The 18,107-nt window shown below is 73.2% G+C and carries 9 protein-coding genes; 6 read left to right on the top strand and 3 right to left on the bottom strand.

Annotation, left to right across the window (positions count from 1 at the left end; translation table 11 throughout):
* Nucleotides 1-48: 48 nt before the first annotated feature.
* The 6 genes from OG294_RS34130 (at nt 49) to OG294_RS34155 (ending at nt 9,942) form a co-directional block, all read left to right on the top strand.
* Complete coding sequence (locus OG294_RS34130; RefSeq protein WP_327070419.1) at nt 49-1,068, top strand: LacI family DNA-binding transcriptional regulator; 1,020 nt, start codon at nt 49-51, stop codon at nt 1,066-1,068.
* A 243-nt stretch (nt 1,069-1,311) separates the two neighbouring features.
* Entirely contained in the window at nt 1,312-2,268 is a 957-nt protein-coding gene (locus OG294_RS34135; RefSeq protein ID WP_327070420.1) for a glycosyl hydrolase family 18 protein, read from the top strand.
* 76 nt (nt 2,269-2,344) lie between these two features.
* Nucleotides 2,345-6,595, top strand: a complete 4,251-nt coding sequence (locus OG294_RS34140) for an NEW3 domain-containing protein (protein WP_327070421.1) — start codon at nt 2,345-2,347, stop codon at nt 6,593-6,595.
* On the top strand, nt 6,592-7,377 hold the full coding sequence (locus OG294_RS34145; protein WP_327070422.1) for a DUF7158 domain-containing protein: 786 nt from the start codon (nt 6,592-6,594) through the stop codon (nt 7,375-7,377). Before OG294_RS34140 ends, OG294_RS34145 begins: the two co-directional genes overlap by 4 nt.
* Before the next feature lie 115 nt (nt 7,378-7,492).
* A complete protein-coding gene (locus OG294_RS34150; RefSeq protein ID WP_327070423.1) occupies nt 7,493-8,218 on the top strand; it encodes a class I SAM-dependent methyltransferase in 726 nt (241 codons plus the stop codon).
* A 455-nt stretch (nt 8,219-8,673) separates the two neighbouring features.
* Complete coding sequence (locus OG294_RS34155) at nt 8,674-9,942, top strand: S53 family peptidase (protein WP_327070424.1); 1,269 nt, start codon at nt 8,674-8,676, stop codon at nt 9,940-9,942.
* A 131-nt stretch (nt 9,943-10,073) separates the two neighbouring features.
* On the opposite strand, the gene OG294_RS34160 is transcribed toward OG294_RS34155, so the two are convergent.
* From OG294_RS34160 to OG294_RS34170, 3 genes are all read right to left on the bottom strand, one after another.
* Complete coding sequence (locus OG294_RS34160; RefSeq protein ID WP_327070425.1) at nt 10,074-10,550, bottom strand: DoxX family protein; 477 nt, start codon at nt 10,548-10,550, stop codon at nt 10,074-10,076.
* 300 nt (nt 10,551-10,850) lie between these two features.
* Nucleotides 10,851-11,423, bottom strand: coding sequence for a GNAT family N-acetyltransferase (locus tag OG294_RS34165; RefSeq protein ID WP_327071774.1), 573 nt, complete (start codon nt 11,421-11,423; stop codon nt 10,851-10,853).
* Nucleotides 11,424-11,428: 5 nt separating this feature from the next.
* A complete protein-coding gene (locus tag OG294_RS34170) occupies nt 11,429-18,106 on the bottom strand; it encodes a WXG100-like domain-containing protein (RefSeq protein WP_327070426.1) in 6,678 nt (2,225 codons plus the stop codon).
* Nucleotide 18,107 lies beyond the last annotated feature (1 nt).

Genomic DNA, 18,107 nt, shown 5'->3' on the forward strand with positions numbered 1-18,107 from the left:
GACTATGCTCCAGCACGGCAAAGGTGTCAAGAGAGGAAACAGAACACGATGGGCAGACCGACGATCGCCGACATCGCCCGACAGGCGGGGGTGTCCAAGGGCGCGGTGTCGTTCGCTCTCAACGGACGCCCAGGGGTGAGCGAGGAGACCCGCACCCGGATCCTGCGCGTCGCGGAGGAGATGAAGTGGCGCCCGCACAGCGCGGCCAGGGCGCTCGGCGGGGCGCGCGCCGGCGCGGTCGGCCTGGTGCTGGCGCGCCCGGCGCGCACGCTGGGGCTCGAACCGTTCTTCGCCCAGCTGCTCTCCGGCCTGCAGGCCGGACTCTCGGTGCACTCCACCGCGCTGCAGCTGCTGGTGGTCGAGGACACCGCCGCCGAGATCGAGGTGTACCGGCGCTGGGCCTCCGAGCACCGGGTGGACGGCTTCGTCCTGGTCGACCTGCAGGTGCGCGACCCGCGGATCGAGGTGCTGGAGGAGCTCGGCATGCCCACCGTGGTGCTGGGCGGCCCCGGCAAGCACGGCAGGCTGCCCAGCGTCTGGGCCGACGACCGGGAGGCGATGCTCTCGATCGTGGAGTACCTGGCCGCGCTCGGGCACCGCAGGATCGCCCACCTGGCCGGCCTGCCCGCCTTCCAGCACACCCAGCGCCGGATCCGCGCGCTGCGCGACGCGGCCAAGCGGCTGGGCCTGACCGAGGCGCTCTCGCTGCCCACCGACTTCAGCGACGCCGAGGGGGCCGCCGCCACCCGGACCCTGCTGGCCCGCCGGGAGCGGCCGACGGCGATCATCTACGACAGCGACGTGATGGCGGTGGCGGGGCTCGGGGTGGCCACCGAGATGGGTGTGGCGGTGCCCGCCGAGCTCTCCGTCGTCTCCTTCGACGACTCGGTGCTGGCCAGGATCGTGCACCCGCCGCTGACGGCGCTCTCCCGGGACACCTTCACGCTCGGCGAGCAGGTGGCCAGGACGCTGCTCGCGGTGATCGACGACCCGGAGTCGGCGGCCGACCTCAAGACGCCCACCCCGCGGCTGACGGTGCGCGAGAGCACGGCGATGCCGCGGCGCTGAGGGCGCGGGCCGCGGCACCGAGGGCTCGGGCGGTGCGCCGAGGGCTCGGCGGGCGGTGCGCCGAGGGCGCCGGCGGTGGCCGAAAGGGCAGCGAAACCGGCCGAAGACACCGCAGGCGCCGTCGAGAACAGTCGATGGCATTGACGGGTGAGCTAAATCGCTTTAGCGTCCCGGGGCGGAGCGTCCGACGATCGGCGGACGCTCCGCGACCACCCTCATCCACCCCCACACCGGGAGGTAACCATGTCGGGTCGCCTCGCTCGTGCCTGCACGGCCCTGCTCGCGGTCGGCGCCCTCGCGCTCACCGCAGGCCAGGCCAGTGCCCACGCGCCCGCCGACAGCGGTACCCAGCACAACGCCACCGCGCTGCACCACCGCGGCACCCCCGCCCACCACGTCGTCGCCTACTACCAGACCCAGTACAGCAACGGGAGTTACGTCTCGCCGCTGCCGCTGAAGAACACCGCCACCGACATCGACGTGGCCGCCTTCCACCTCAACGCGGGCAAGAGCATCACGCTCAACGACGACCCGCCGTCCTCGTCGAAGTACACCCGGATGTGGCAGGACCTCGCCACCCTGCAGCAGTCCGGCGCGCACGTGGAGGCGATGCTCGGCGGCGCCGCCCAGGGCAGCTACGCCGACCTGCACAACGACTTCAACACCTACTACCCGCAGCTGCGCGACACGCTGCGCACCTACCACTTCGACGGGGTCGACCTCGACATGGAGGAGACCTTCTCGCTGGCCGACACCGAGCACCTGATCAACCAGCTGCGGACCGACTTCGGCAGCGGCTTCATCATCAACCTCGCGCCGGTGGCCAGCGACCTGTCCGGCGGCTCGAACTTCTCCGGCGGCTTCAGCTACAGCCAGCTCGACCAGGACATGGGCAGCAAGATCTCCTGGTACAACGCCCAGTTCTACTGCGGCTGGGGCGACCTGGGCGACACCTCCGCCTACGACGCCGTGATCCAGAACGGCTTCGACCCCTCCCGGGTGGTCGCCGGCACGGTGACCAACTCCGCCAACTGCTCGGGCTACATCGACCCGGGCCAGCTGGCCGGCACGCTGGGCTCGCTGGTCGGTGAGTACGCCAACTTCGGTGGCGTGGCGGGCTGGGAGTACTTCAACGCCGTTCCGGTCAACGGCACCGGCCCGGCCTCCTGGTACGCCGCGGCCAAGCGCGCGATGGGCTGAAGGCCGCCCAACTCGCTTGGTAGTCACACCGCATAGCCGTTCCACCGTCTGACTGTTCAGCAGAGAGGATCGACCCGTGCCGGTCGCCATCACCGCCGTCGAATGCACCGACCTGTTCGTCGGCACCGCACAGGCACCCCACCAGGTGCTGCGGGTGACCATCGAAGGCCCGCCCACCCCGATCGCGGTCCACGGACCGGGTGTGCGGGGCGCAGCGACCGGCACGGGCACAGTCGAGATCCCGCTCGACCTGCCCGCGGACGCCGCCCCGGGCGCCGAACTCCCGGTCACCGTCACGGCGGGGGAGGCGAGCGCCGAGGCCGTGGTCACGGTCGCCGAGCCGGGCTGGACCATGTACCTGGTCTCGCACTTCCACTACGACCCGGTGTGGTGGAACACCCAGGCCGCCTACACCTCCCCGTGGGAGCTGCTCTCCGGCGACGCCACCACCCGCCCGCTGTGGGAGCGCAACGGCTTCGCCCTGGTGGACGCCCACCTGGAGCTGGCGCTGCGCGACCCGGTCTACAAGTTCGTGCTCGCCGAAGTCGACTACCTCAAGCCCTACTTCGACCAGCACCCGGAGCGCCGCGCCGATCTGCGCCGGCTGCTGGAGCGCAGCCAGGTGGAGCTGGTCGGCGGCACCTACAACGAGCCCAACACCAATCTGACCGGTGCCGAGACCACCATCCGCAACCTGGTCTACGGCATCGGCTACCAGCGCGAGATCCTGGGCGGCGACCCGCAGACCGCCTGGCAGCTGGACGTCTTCGGCCACGATCCGCAGTTCCCCGGCTACCTGGCCGACGCGGGCCTGACCGGCAGCGCCTGGGCCCGCGGTCCCTTCCACCAGTGGGGCCCGATCCAGAAGAACTTCCAGGTGGCCAAGGACGACGCCACCGTGATGCAGTTCCCCAGCGAGTTCGAGTGGCTCTCGCCCTCGGGGCGCGGCGTGCTCACCCACTACATGCCCAACCACTACTCGGCCGGCTGGTGGATGGACTCCTCCGCCGACCTGGCCACCGCCGAGGCGGCCGTCTACGAGCTGTACCGCAAGCTCAAGCCGGTCGGGGCGACGAAGAACCTGCTGCTGCCGGTCGGCACCGACTACACCCCGCCGAACAAGTGGGTCACCGAGATCCACCGCTCCTGGGCCCAGAAGTACCTCTGGCCGCGGTTCGTCTGTGCGACCCCGCGCGACTTCCTCACCGCGGTGCGCGAGGAGTTCGCCGCGACCGGGCGCCGGCCCAGCCCGCAGACCCGCGACATGAACCCGGTCTACACCGGCAAGGACGTCTCCTACATCGACACCAAGCAGGCCCAGCGGGCCGGTGAGGTGGCGGCGTTGGACGCCGAGAAGCTCGCCACCCTGGCGGCGCTGCAGGGGCTGGGCGGCTACCCGCAGGCCGCGCTCGACAAGGTCTGGCGCCACCTGGCCTACGGCGCGCACCACGACGCGATCACCGGCTCGGAGTCCGACCAGGTCTACCTCGACCTGCTCGGCGGCTGGCGCGAGGCGCACGACCTGGCCGCCCAGGTGCGGGACACCGCGCTCGACGCGCTGGTCGCCCGGATCGACACCGCCGGCGAGGGCCGGCACGCCGTGGTGGTCACCAACACGCTCTCCTTCGACCGCTCGGGCACCGTCGCGGTGCAGCTGCCCGCGGGCCTGACCCAGGTGCGGGTGCTGGACGACAGCGGCACGCCGGTGGCCTGCGCCGTCGACCGGGGCACCCTGTACTTCCACGCCGGCCTGGTGCCCGCGCTCGGCTGGCGCACCTGGCGCCTGGTCGACGGACCGTCGGACGCCCTGTGGCAGGCCGCCGACGGCCTGACCGTCGAGAACGCGCGCTACCGGGTCACCGCCGACCCCGAGCGCGGCGGCGGGCTGAGCAGCGTCCACGACAAGGTGCACGGGCGGGAGTTGATCAGCCCCGAGCAGATCGGCAACGAACTGCGGATGTACGAGGAGTACCCGCAGCACCCGGACTTCGGCGAGGGCCCCTGGCACCTGGTCCCCAAGGGGCCGGTGGTGGGCTCGCGGGCCGGCGCTGCCGAGGTGCGGCGCGAGACCGGCCCGCTCGGCGAGCGGCTGGTGGTCACCGGCACCGTCGACGGCCTGGCCTACGAGCAGACCGTTACGCTGTGGCAGGGTGTGCCGCGGGTCGACTGCCGCACCCGGGTGATCGACCACACCAGCGCCGACCGCCTGCTGCGACTGCGTTTCCCGCTCGACCTGCCGGGCACCCTGCCGGTCAGCGAGGTGGCCGACGCCGTGGTCGGACGCGGCTTCGCGCTGCCCGACGTGGACGTGGCCGAGGCGCCCTGGACGCTCGACAACCCGGCCAACACCTGGTTCGGCCTCAGCGCCACCGCCCGCGTCACGCTCACCGGCCCGGGCGGCGAGGCGCTGGGCGAGCGCGCGCTGGGCGTCGCGGAGGTGATCGTCCCCGAGCTGGCGGCCGCCGCCGACGCCCGCGACCTGGTGGTCGCGCTCGCCGCGGCCGGGGTCACCGCGACCACCGCGAGCGCCGACTGGTCCAGGTACGGCTGGCTGGACGTCGACTCCAACCTGCCGGACTTCCGGATCGTCCTCGGCGGCCCCGAGACCAACGCCGCCGCGGCCGAGTTGCTGGAGCGGGCCGGCGCCGACCACGCGGCCGTGCTGGCCGAGCACGGCCGGGTCTGGGTGCCCGCCGACAAGCCGCTGACCGAGGTCTGGCAGCCGGGCGCCGACCTGCGCGACCTGCGCGCGCTGCCCGCCCTGGTGGTCCTCGACCCCGGGCCGCTGGCCGCCGACCTGGCCGACGCCCGGATCGAGGCGGTCTGCCCCGGTGAGCTGCCCGCCACCGAGCAGCTCACCGACCACACGGCGGCACTGCTCACCTACGGCCTGCCCGGCTTCGCGGTCGACCCCACCGGCGCGCTGCACCTGTCGCTGCTGCGCTCCTGCACCGGCTGGCCCTCCGGGGTCTGGATCGACCCGCCGCGGCGCACCGTGCCGGACGGCTCCTCCTTCCAACTCCAGCACTGGACGCATGACTTCAGCTATTCGCTGGTCTCCGGCGCGGGCGACTGGCGGGAGCTGACGCTGCCCGCGCAGGGCCAGGAGTTCAACCACGACCTGCTCGCCCGGGTGGTGCCGGCCAAGGACGGGGCGCTGCCCGCGACCCGGTCCTGGCTGCGGGTCGAGCCGGCCCGCGAGGTGCGGCTGAGCACCCTCAAGCCCACCGGCGACCCGATCGCCGCCGGGTCGGCCGCCGTGCTCGACCCGGCCGCCGGGATCACCCTGCGGCTGGTCGAGTCCACCGGCCTCGGCCGCACCGCGCGCCTCAGCGGCGCGCTGGAGTTCGACGGCCTGCACCGGGCGGACCTGCTGGAGCGCCCGCAGGCACCGGTGACGGGCGAGCTGGAGCTGACCGGGGCGCAGGTCGCCACCCTCACCGCCCGCCCGCTCGGCCCGGTGGGCGGCTCGGCGGGCGGTGCGGAGGGTGGCCCGGCGGGCGGCTCGGCCTGCGGTGAACCGCTCGGCCCGGTCGGTGAGATCGCCCAGCCCGTGCACGCCCGCTACTGGCTGCACAACCGCGGCCCGGCCCCGATGGGCTACCTGCCGGTCTCGGTGGGCGTCAGTCCCGGCCTGCTGACCTGCGGCGAGGCCGCGGGCGAGGCGCTGGAGCTCTCCGTGGTGCTCGCCTCGCACCTGCGGGACGCGGCGGTGGAGGGCACCGCGGAGGTGATCGCGCCGGACGGCTGGCAGGTCGACCTGCGCCGCCGCCCCTACCGCCTGGACGCCGCCGGGCACCTGCGCTTCCCGGTCACCGTGACCCCGCCCGCCGGCACGCCGGCCGGCCTGTACTTCGTCGCGGTGCGCACCGAGCACGCGGGCCAGCGGATCGAGGACGTGGCCACCGTCGCGGTCGGCGACCTGCCCGAGCTGCTGCCGGCGCCCGGCGAGCCGCTGGACGACTGGGGCAAGGCGCAGGGCACCGGTTCGGAGATCGGGCGCGACACCGGGCTGCTGGTGGAGTCCGCCGCCACCGAGCTGCGGGTGGCGCCCGGCGGGCGGGGCTGGCTGGAGGTGGTCCTCACCAACCGCACCCGGGGTGAGATCCGCGGCGAGCTGCAGACCGTCTCGCCGTGGGGCACCTGGACGGCACTCGGCGCGCCCGTGGCCGGCTTCAGCCTGGCGCCGGGGGAGCGGCAGACCTTCGGCTTCGAGGTCGCGCCGCCACTGGACATGGACCCGGGCTCCTACTGGGCGGTCACCAAGGTGATGTGGTTCGGCCGCTGCCAGTACGCGCCCACCGTCGCGCTGGTGGTGGCGCCGTGACGGCCGTGCCGGTGCTGGCCGAACCGGTCGACCTGATCGGCCTGTTGGACGGACGTCCGCTGCCGCGCACCGAACTCGACCGCCGGCTTTCCGCGTTGCGCGAGGGCCCGCGTGCTTCGGCGCTGCCCGCACCCGGCAGCGCCGAGGACCGGCAACTGACCCGCTGGGTGGCCCAGGTGGTGCTCACCGAGCAGCTCTGCCGGGCCGAGGCCCTCGCGCGCGGCCTGGACTGCTCCGCCACCGAGCCGGTGCGCCTGGACCAGCGGGCCGCGGTCGAGCTGGGCTCGATCGCGGCGGCGGCCTACGAGGGCAGCGCCGCCGTCCGCGCGGTCTTCGCCGCCGTGACCGCCGACGTCGACGCCACGCCGGCCGAGGTCGCCGCCTACCGCGCCGCTGTCGCGGGCAGCCGCGCCCCGGTCGCCGAGCGCTGGCAACTGACCACCCCTGATGGCGACTTCGAGGCCGACCCGGCGAGCCTGCCGGCCGGCCTGGTCGCCGCCCTGCGCAGCGCCCCGGCGGGGGAGACGGTCACCGTGGGAGCCTGGACGGCGGCCCTGACCGGCCGGACGGCCGAGCAGGCGACGGAGCAGGCGGCCGCTGGGGCGAGCGCCCGGGCGGCCGACCGGGCGAGTGACCAGGCGGCCGAGCAACTGCGCGACTGCGCGCGGCGGATCGCCTTCGTCCGCTGGCTCGACCGGGCTCGCGCCGAACGCCTCACCCTGGTCCCGGGGCTCGAACACCCGGGCGACCCGGCCCAGCCGGACAACCACCACCGGCACTGACCAGGCCCCGCCCGGTTCTGTGCACCGAAAAGTCGTCGGAACCACCTGATCAAGGAAGCCCGAGCCGGTTAGCGTGGGGCAAGGTCGAATCCCTTGATCAGGAGGTCCTGACGGTATGACATCCGAGGAGACGGCGCAGCGGGCGCAGTACGACGCGATAGCGCGGCGCTATGACCGGCACAGTGCGGTCAGCCCGTACAACACGTTGCTGGAGCGGCCGGCCATGCTGGCCGCCTGTCCGCCGCTGGCCGGCCGCAGAGTCCTCGAAGTGGGCTGCGCGGGCGGCCGGTTGACCGAACTGCTGCTGGCGCGGGGCGCCTCGGTGGTCGGCTTCGACGCCAGTGCCGCCATGGTCGACCTCGCCCGGCAGCGGGTCGGCGGCGCGGCACGCCTGGTCGTCCACGACCTGCGTGAGCCGCTCGACTTCGCGAGGGACGCCTCCTTCGACGTGGTGGTGGTCTCGCTCTGCCTGCACTATCTGCGGGACTGGGTACCGGCGTTGACCGAGCTGCGCCGGGTGCTGGCGCCGGGCGGGGTCGTGCTGGTCTCCACCGGCCACCCGATGGCCGAGCAGCGCCTGTCGCCCAGCGGCGACTACCACGCCGTGGAGGAGGTGCACGACGAGTGGCCCACCGAGGAGGGCCCGCCGCTCGCCGTCCACTTCTTCCGCCGCCCGCTGAGCGCCTCGCTGGACAGCGCGCGACAGGCGGGCCTGGTGCTGCTCGACCTGATCGAGCCGCGTCCCGACCCCGCGCACCGCGAGGCGTACGGCGTGGCCTTCGACGCCGTGTACCGGACGCCGGTCTTCCTGCTCCTGGTGCTGGGCCGGCCGCTGGACTGAACCGGCGCTGTCACCGGCCTTCCGAGGCGGCACCGGGGCGTACCGAGAGTGACGGCCTCCCTGGGAGTCGGCTGAAAGGCCGGGGCAGATGCCCGGATGAGAGCGGGGTCAGCGCGTGGATGCGGCCCGGCCGACCACCAAAAGTCCGTCAGGCCAGGGGACTGACCTCCCGTCAGGCATGTTTCGCGGCACAGCCCATCGTCAGCCCAAGCGATGGTGACGACCGCGCGGAGATGATGGAGACGGCGGGCCTGGCGAGGGGATCGTGTGCCGACCCTGCCGCACCCGTTGTCTGACGAGTTCATGCAAATCTAAGGTCATCCCCAGCCGCAACCAAGGCGCGTCACGGCGGGATGAACCACCGTCAGTGTTCGCGTGCGGCCGGAGCTCTCGGCACCCCACGCCCAGGGCCGACCCCCACATTCCGGTTCACCAGAACAGAGGAGCACGTTACCTTGCGTACCTCCGTCACGCCCGCCGTCCGGCGCGCCGTCCTCGCGGTCACCGCCGCCGCCGGCCTCGCCGTCTCCGGTTTCGCCGCGATACCCGCGTCGGCCGCACCGGCGAGCACCGCTCCCCAAGGGGTGAGCTTCGCGCGGTCCTGTGCCGACCCGCTGCCCGGTTTCCTGGCCTGTAACGCGCTGCGCGTCACCGGCGGCACCGTCAAGGCGCACGCCAAGGGCCTGCACGCCAACGCCCGGTCCGCCAAGGCCGACGGCTCGGTCTCCGGCTTCGGCCCCACCGACATCCAGAGCGCGTACAACCTCACCTCGGCCGCCGCCTCCAACGGCGCGGGCGAGACGGTCGCGATCGTCGACGCCCAGGACGACCCGAACGCCGAGTCCGACCTGGCCGCCTACCGCAGCCAGTTCGGCCTGCCCGCCTGCACCTCGGCCGGCGGCTGCTTCACCAAAGTCGACGAGAACGGCGGCACCAACTACCCGTCGCCGGACCAGGGCTGGGCCGGCGAGATCTCGCTGGACCTGGACATGGTCAGCGCCACCTGCCCGAACTGCAACATCCTGCTGGTGGAGGCCGCCTCGGCCAGCACCCAGGACCTGGGCACCGCGGTGAACCAGGCGGTCTCCATGGGCGCCAAGTTCGTCTCCAACAGCTACGGCGGTTCGGAGACCTCGGACGAGGCGTCCTCGGCCGACCAGTACTACAACCACCCGGGTGTCGCCATCACCGCCTCCGCCGGTGACAGCGGCTACGGCGTCGAGTACCCGGCCGCCTCCCCGTACGTCACCGCGGTGGGCGGCACCTCGCTGACCGCGGACTCCAGCTCCCGCGGCTGGAGCGAGTCGGTCTGGGGCACCAGCGCCGGCGGCGAGGGCACCGGCTCCGGCTGCTCCGCGTACGAGGCCAAGCCGAGCTGGCAGACCGACAGCGACTGCGCCAACCGCACCGTCGCCGACGTCTCCGCGGTCGCCGACCCGGCCACCGGTGTCGCGGTCTACGACACCTACGGCGCCACCGGCTGGAACGTCTACGGCGGCACCAGCGCTTCCTCGCCGATCATCGCCTCGGTGTACGCGCTGGCCGGCAACCCGAGCGCGGCGGTCCCGGCGGCCGACGCCTACGCCAACACCTCGGCGCTGAACGACGTCACCAGCGGCACCAACGGTGACTGCGGCGGCTCGTACCTGTGCACCGCGGGCGCCGGTTACGACGGCCCCACCGGCCTCGGCACCCCGAACGGCCTGGCGGCCTTCACCGGCTGAGTCCGGCCGGCCGACTGGCCGTCGACCCAGTTGAACCGCTGCCGCGAAGCGCCCTGCCTGGCGCTCCGCGGCAGCGGGCTGTCCGGGCCCGACGCGCCGTGCCGGCCCGACGTGCGGGCCTGACGTGCGTACTACGCAGCCGACTTCGCGGGCGACTTCGCGGTCGGCCGGGCCTGGGGCGCGACCCGGTCACCGGCGGCGGCGCGGCGCACCAGCGAGTCGATCGCGAAGCTGCCGGGGCCGACCGTGGCGACGGTCAGGAAGATCCAGCAGAACAGCACCGAGAGCTCGCCGCCGTTCTGGATCGGCCACAGCGCGTGCTCCTGGTGGACCGTGAAGTACGCGTAGGCCATCGAGCCGGAGCAGAGCAGCGCGGTCGGCCGGGTGCCCAGGCCCAGCAGGACCAGGGCGCCGCCCACCAGTTGGATGAGCGCGGCCCACCAGCCGGGCCACTGCCCGACCGGCAGGCTGTGGCCGCCGTGGGCGCCGAGGATGCCGAAGATCGAGGAGGCGCCGTGGCAGGCGAAGAGCAGGGCGGTGACGATCCGGAACAGCCCTAACACGTGGGGCGTCGCCTGCTCGGTCAGCGGGCGGGGAGTGGCTGCCATCGAAGGGGCTCCTTGGGTGACGTGGGGACAGGCCGCGGCGTGGCGCGCGGAGTCCGCTGCCCAGGACCCCGCCGCCCGACCGCGGCGGGAGGGCCGCGGCATGCCGAGGACCGGCCGGACCGACCGCGCGCCGATGATCATCATTGACGCGATTGCGTCAAGTCTGACGGTCCGTCGGCTCTCCTGGCCACCCCTCAGCGCTCTGAGAATTTTCTGTACGGCTGCTGCAGAACCGCTGCAACACCGCTGAAACACCAGGGGAGGCCCCGCGCCCCCAACACCGTTCCACTGCCACCTGGTTCAGCTCAGGTCCTCGGGGACCAGCGTGGCGTGCACCGCGTCGTGCAGGCGGTGGCTGCTCGAGCTGCGGAACAGCGCCGGCCGGTAGCCCGCCCGGCGGAAGCCGATCCAGGCGCCCATCACCTGGCTCGGCATGTTGTCGGCCGCCGCATAGGCGTCGATCCGTGCCAGACCCAGCTGCTCGAAGCCGAACCGGCAGATCAGGCGCAGCGCCCTGGTCGCCGTGCGCAGGCTGCGGGCTTCCGGCAGTAGCCACACGACGACCTCGGCACTCTGCGTCCCGGCCCGGAAGTCGACGAGTTCGGCCCACCCCACCGCCGGCCCCGCGCCGAGGGCCACCACGAAGTAGGCGGCCCGGTCCTCGGCCCACAGCCGCGGCGGGACCCGGTCGAGCCACTCGGCGGCGGCCGACCGGTCCCGGTGCGGGACGACGCCCTGCAGAAACTCGCGCACGATCGGGTCCCGGGTGCCGGCCAGCACGGTGTCGGCGTCCTGCTCGGCACTGGGCGGCCGGAGCAGGACGTCACCGTCGACCAGGGTCGGCACGCCGGGCAGCGAACTGAGCGGTCGCATCGCGGTCACGGCTTGAACTTCTTCTGGGCCTGGACGATCTCGCCGTCGCTGTCGTCCGAGCTCCCGATGTCGCCCTCGTCGCCGCTGCTCTCGTCTTCGCTCTCCTCCCAGTCCTGGCGCTTCCCGCCGAGACCAGGACCGTGGACCTCGTAGTGGCCGTCCTCCAGGTCCAGCTCGATGATCCTGGTCGGGCCGGGTTGGACCGTCAGCGGTGCGAGGAGATGCTCGGTGCCGTCCGGCAGGTGGACGCGGATCGACGCGCCGAGCGCGGTGGCGACGATCTGGGGAGCGAGGTCGCCGGCGTTCCCCGCCCAGTTGCCGCTGGTCGACAGTGTCTCGATGAGGTCGTCCATGCCCACCCCGTACTGGGTTGCGTGCTGCCGGACCGTCTCCAGGTTCCCGTCCTGGAGCACCCAGTCGGTGACCCGGCTGCGGAGGTCGAGCGCGGCGTGATGGGAGGGCGGGGCGCCGGTCAGGGCCACGCCGACGGCGTGGTAGAGGCAGTCGCCGTCACGCGGGATGGTGTTGCCGAGCATCGCGGTTCCGAGTCGGAGCGAGATCTCGTCATGGCTCGGCGGGGTGGTCGCGGGGGTCTCCTTGAACGTCTTCTCCGCCTCCGCGAAGGCTTCCAGCTCGGCCGCCTTCGCCTGTGACCGGGTGGACGGCGCGTTCACGAGGCCGTGGTAGTACCGGGTCAGCGCCGCCAACTCCTGCGGCCGGTCCGTCGGCCGGTCGGCGCTGGTGACCGCGCCCAGCCACTTGCCGAGCTGCGTGATGTGATCCGGCGGCGCCGAGAACGTACCGAGGGCCTTCAGCCCGAACTCGCCGCGGTGCTCGGCCCATGCTCCCTTCACCGCCTGCTCGCCCTCCTTCCCGAAGGCGAGTGACATGCCGCGGTCCCAGTTCCCCAGGCCCTTCAGGTACTGCTCGGCCCCGAGTGCGGTCTTGGCAGCGGAACTGGCCTTCAGGCCCTCGAGGTTCTTCGGGGTGAACGTGCGGCCTGCGAGTTGGTTGATCGCCTCCTGGTCGACCGGCCCCAGGACCTCGGCGTGCGCCTTCCAGTCCTGGTACGAGTGCGCCAGGTCCTTCAGCCCCATGCCGTACGGCGCCGCCCCGTCGAAGTGGCTCGCCAGCGCCCTGGGCCCGACGGGGGCCCCGTCGTGCCCGCCCTTGGTGACCGGCAGATCGATCTCGCCGCTGCTGCTGGCGGTGCCGCCCTGCAGGTGGTCGGGGAAGCTCGCGAACGGCATCTTCTGGTGGACCGTCACGAAGGTCTCCAGGAGGCCGCCCAGCTTCCGGGACGCTTCGTGGTCGCTCGCGGAGTCCAGTGTGCCGAGCTGCTTCTGGGCCTCCTTGATGGCCTTGAGGTCGTCGGCGTGGCCCGGCATGTCGCGGACGACGGTCTCCATACCGCTGAACCGGTCGCCGAGCCAGTTGCCCAGCTCCCTGGTGCCCCGCCCCTCGAAGGAGAGCAGCGTTCCGCGCAGCAGCGACCACGACCCCGTGTGGGAGAGCTGTCCGCCACCGCCGAACTGCGTGGGGGGACGGTCCTTTTCGCTCAGCATGATGCGGCCGACCCGGGGCCCGTCCGCTCCGCCCGGCTTGACCGAGACGTCCGCGAGGAAGCCCTGCTTCGGAAGCTTCCCGGAGCCGTAGGTCTCCGGCGGTGGGTTGGTCTTGTCGAAGCCGAGTTCCTTGAGGATCGCCGGGCCCTCCTTGCCTTCCATCAGCTTGGGGAAGGAGCGCAGCAGGCCACGGGCCAGGTGCCGCTTCGCGGCGACCACGTCCTCCGGCGTCAGCGACTTGTTCTCCTTGAGGTCGAGCAGCTTGTTGCGGACGACGTCCCCGATGGTGTTCTCCCCCACCGGCTCCTCGTCGCTCTCGTCACCCGTGCCCTCGTCCTCCTGGGGCTTCGGCTTCTTCGCCGCGTTCTGCTCGGCCTGGTCGAGCCCCTTCATGGTGGAGTGCTCACCGCGGCCGACGGCCCGGCCGTCGGCGAACGAGGCGAAGCTGGTCAGCTGCGACAGCTCGACGTAACCCGAGAGCAGGTCGCCCAACTGCTCGTGCCACTCGTGCAGCTGCTGGTCGTGCGGCGGGGTGTCCGGGAGGCGGTCGAGCCGGTCGAGGATGTCGTCCCAGCGGGTCGCCACCTTCGCCGAGTCCTTGGCCTCGGCCCCGGTGCCGCGCGGCTTGTACTCCCGCAGCTCCTTGACCTCGGTCTTGAGCTCGGTCCACAGCTCGTGGGCATTGCGCCCCGCCAGTCCGCCGACCGCGCGGCGGGTCAGCGTCCAGGGCACCGTGTGCGAGCGCTGCTTGCCTCCGTAGCGGGTCATCGGGCGGTCGGCGGAGATGGAGATCTCGCTCACCCTCACCTCGTGGCCGGCGAGCTTGTCCGTCCGGCCCTCCGGTACGTCCAGGTGCACCCCCACCGGCAGCGGGCGGCGCTGCTCGACCGGCGGGCGCGGCGGGCCGGTCCGGGAATCCTGCGAGCCACTGCGCATCGACTCGTCGGAGTCGCTCTCGGACTCGGTTTCGGAGTGCCGGCCCATGGAGGCATCGGAGTCCCGGCCCATGGACGTGTCGGACACCCGGCCCATCGACGCGTCGTCGTCGCTCTCGCGCTCGGACCCGGAACCCATGGAGACGTCGGAGCCGTCGCGCTTCAACGGCGCCACCGGCGGTGCCGGCGGCGGGTCGTGGCGCACCGAGGAGCCGGGACGGGCCGCGGGCTCCTGCTGCTTCGGCAGGGGCGGTGCCGGCGGCGCGAGCGGGGGCTCGTGCTGCAGGGGCACGGTGGCCTCGGGCTGCTGGTGGTCCAGGCCGGTGTCCGCCGGCTGGTGCTGCTCCTGGTTGGTGGTCGGGGGTTCGTGCTGTTCCTGGACGGTGGTGGGGTCGTGGTGCTCCAGCACGGTGGGCGCCGGCTCGTGGTGCTGCGTGGGTGCGGCGGGGGGCACGTGCTGTCCGGGCACGGCGGGGGGCTCGTGCTGCAGGGGCACGGTGGCCTCGGGCTGCTGGTGGTCCAGGCCGGTGTCCGCCGGCTGGTGCTGCGCCTGGTTGGTGGTGGGGTCGTGGTGCTCCAGCACGGTGGGCGCCGGTTCGTGGTGCTGCGTGGGTGCGGCGGGGGGCACGTGCTGCCCGGGCACGGCGGGGGCCTGGCGCTGCGGTGGCACGTGCTGTCCCGGTACGGCCGGCGGCTGGTGCTGCGGGGGCACGGGTGCGTGCCCCACCGGCGCGGGCGGGAGCGTGCCGTCGCCGAGCAGGTTGCGGACGGCCTCGTGCAGGTCGTGGTCCTCCTGCACCGCGTTGACCGGGTTGGCGGGCTCCGGGTGGATCGCCTGCGGGTCCTTGCCGTACAGCCGCTCCATCAGCGGGAGCAGGTCCGGCTCGTTCTCCTTCACCCAGTCGGGGCCGTTGTTGCGCGCCTCGCCGGTGTAGAGGTCGGTGCCGTGGTTGGTGCCGAGGTAGGCGTTGCTGACCTGGGCGAAGTACTCCAGCTCGTCGCGCGAGGCGTAGTTGTCGTTGTCGGTGTCGTGCAGGTTCCGGGCACCGTCGGACCAGGTGATCGGCGTCTCCTCGCCGAACATCCTGGTCATGTCGTCGGTGTTGATCTTGCCCTGGTACGCCTCGGTGATGGTCCGTCGGTCGTCGGGCGACAGGCCGTACTGGTGGATGTTGTGGGCGAACTCGTGCGTGGAGGTGGAGTAGCCGTCCGCGTAGTCCCCGGCACCCGGCACGGTGGTGTGCCCACCGAGCAGGTTCTCCTCGGCGAAGGCCGTGTGCAGTCCACCCGAACCGCGGATGGTGTCCCACCCGCGGCCGCCGCCGGAGGCCCCGCCCGCCTGGGCGCCGGCCAGGCGCTGGAACGCGGGCACGTCGGTCATTTTGACGCCCTTGGGCACCACCGTCACGGCGGCGCCGCGCTTGAGCAACTCGGCTGCCACGTGCGGGTCCTGGAGCATCCGCGCGACCTGGGCCTGCGCGGCCTCGCGGGCCGAGACCGGCTGCTCGCTGCGCGGGTCGACGTTCACCATGAAGTGTGCGGCGGTACGCGCGAACTCGTCCGGCGGCAGCTCGTCGCGCAGGCGGTCGACCAGCTCCGGGTTCCGGGCGAGCCAGTGCCGCCCGTTCGCGTCCAGGCTGCCGATGGCCTTGGCCCGGTCGGCCGGTGTCATCCCCGGCAGCTTGTCGACGAGTTCGGTGGCGTGATCGAGGTCCGTCGTGCGGAAGACGTCGCGGCTGTGACCCTCCGCCATCCACTTGGTGTGGGAGGTCAGCACGGGCGGCCGGTTGTCCACGGGCTTGGTGTTCGCCTGCCGCGTACCGCCCCCGGCCGACCGGCCGGTGCCGGTGCCGCTGCTGGTGCCGGGTGGCGGCGCGGGCCGGTCCGAGTCGGGTCGCGGCCCGGCCGGGCGCTCCGGAGCCGGACGCAGCCCCCCGAGCGAGGTGGTCGGGCGGGGGGCGCCGGGCGCCGGTGGCGGCGGAGCGACGTCCGATGTGTCGTGACGGGGCACGGGGGTGGGTGTGGGTGTGGCGAAGGCGGAGCCCTCGGCCCGGCCACCACCGCCCGCCCCCGCGCCCGCCGGAACGCTCACGGGCGGCGCGCCGGCCATGACCGGCTGCTGCTGGGCCTCGTGGTCGCCGCCGCCGTGCGAGGAGGCGGGCGCGGCCGACGGGGACGGCACGTGGTCGCCGAACCGCATGGCGGACGGGTCGACGGCGACCGCACTGTGGACGGGCGCGGGCATGCTCGTGTCGTCGAGGTGCACGCCGGACAGGACCGGGTGCGGGACGTCGGACGACTGGAAGGCCGGAGCCTCCACCCGGGTCGGGGCGTCGGTGCGGATCGGGGTGGTCTCGACCGGGGCCGGGGCCGGGGCGTCGGTGCGGATCTGCGTCATCTCGACCGGGGCCGGAGCCTCGGTGCGGATCTGCGTCATCTCGACGGGGGCCGGGGCCTCGGGCCGGATCTGGGTGGTTTCCACCGGGGTTGGCGCTTCGGTGCGGATCTGGGTGGTCTCGACCGGGGTCGGAGCCTCGGGCCGGATCTGGTTGGTCTCCACCGGGGTTGGCGCGTCGGTGCGGATCTGCGTCGTCTCCACCGGCGTCGGGGCAGGGGCCTCCCGCGGGGTCTCGACGGTGGGCGTCGGGCGGACAGTCTCCTCCGGCGCCGGGGCGTCGGTACGGATCTGGGTGGTCTCCACCGGCGTCGGGGCCTCGGGCCGGATCTGGGTGCTCTCGACGGGGGTTGGGGCTTCGGGCCGGATCTGGGTCGTCTCGACCGGCGTCGGGGCAGGGGCCTCCCGCGGGGTCTCGACGGTGGGCGCCACGGGCTCGGGCTCGTGCACGGCCGACCGGTTCTCGGCCGGCAGGTCCGTCGGCGCGGGCGAGCGGTCCGCGTTCAACTGCACGGGAGCAGCGGGCTGCGGCTCGGGCTCGGGCTCGACGCGCGAGGATCCCGTCGTCCGCCCGCCGGTCGACCCGGTCGAGCCGGTCGACCCGATCGGTTCGTTCGAGCCGCTGCGGTCGGCGCCGCTGCCGGTCGGCGAGGGGGTGTCGCGATCCAGGGTGAAGGGTGACAGGCCGTGCGGAGCGGTACCGCCGTCGTCCTGCGACGACGTGTCCTTGACGCCGCGGAACGTCGAGCCGGAGCCCGAGCCCGTGCCGTCGAGCCCGGCTCCTGCGTCGTCGCCGAGGTTCGGGTTGCCGCTCTTGGTGAAGACGGGGTTGCCGGTCGAGTCGAGGTGCGTCTGACCCGTGGGCAGGTCGTGGTGCGGGATCTCCGGTGACGGCGGCCCGGAGTGCCCCCGGAACGCACCGGCGGCCGCGTGCGCACCGGCGGCCCCGGCACCGCCGAGCCCCGAGCCGAGCAGGGTGCTGCCGTCGACGTGCCCGGTGGTGATCGCCTGCGTGGTCGCGTCGGTGGCGACGCCGACCGCGGCTCCGGTGGCCATCTTGCCGGGGACGGTCCCCATCGCGCCCCTGAGACCGAGTGCGGCCCCGCCCTCGCCGACGCCCTTGCCGATCAGGTGCCCGGCCGCACCGGCGACCGCTCCGCCCTCCGCGGCCTGCCCGACCTCCTTGAAGTCGATGCTCTTGCGGTGGCCCTGGGCCACCTCGATGCCCTGAGCCATCAGGTTGATGGCCGCCATCTGGGCCGCCTGCTTGGCCGCCATCGTGACGACCTCCTTCAGGAAGGCCTTCAGCAGCGCCTGCACGGCCGCACGGCCGGCCGCGATGGCGATCGGGATCTGCGCGAGCGAGATGCCCAGGGTCTCGGGTGCCTCGGCCTCCGCCGTCGCGATGTCGAAGGCCAGGATGGCGAGTGACGCGATGATCTGGATCTTGGCGGTCTCGGCGGAGTTGGCCATCTCCTCCAGCATGTCGCCCATGCTGTTGCAGGAGTCGACCAGCCCGGGGAAGTAGCCGGGCTGGTCCGCGGTGCCCTTGCCGACCGTGTACTGCGCCCAGAAGGTGTTCAACGACTCGGCCGCGGAGCCCTGTTGCCCGTCCAGCGCCTGCTTGACGGCGTTGTCGGCGGCGTGTCCGGCGTCCTCCACGCTCTTCGCCGTCTTGCGCCAGCGGTCCGCCATCTCCCGCAGCGCGTCCTCGTCGGCCTCGGGCCAACGGGTGCCGGCGAGCAGCATCAGGACCCACTGCAGGGGTTCGGGCAACTCGACTGCCATG

Origin of the sequence: Kitasatospora sp. NBC_01302 (genome assembly GCF_035976515.1) — a bacterium.
Taxonomy (GTDB): domain Bacteria; phylum Actinomycetota; class Actinomycetes; order Streptomycetales; family Streptomycetaceae; genus Kitasatospora.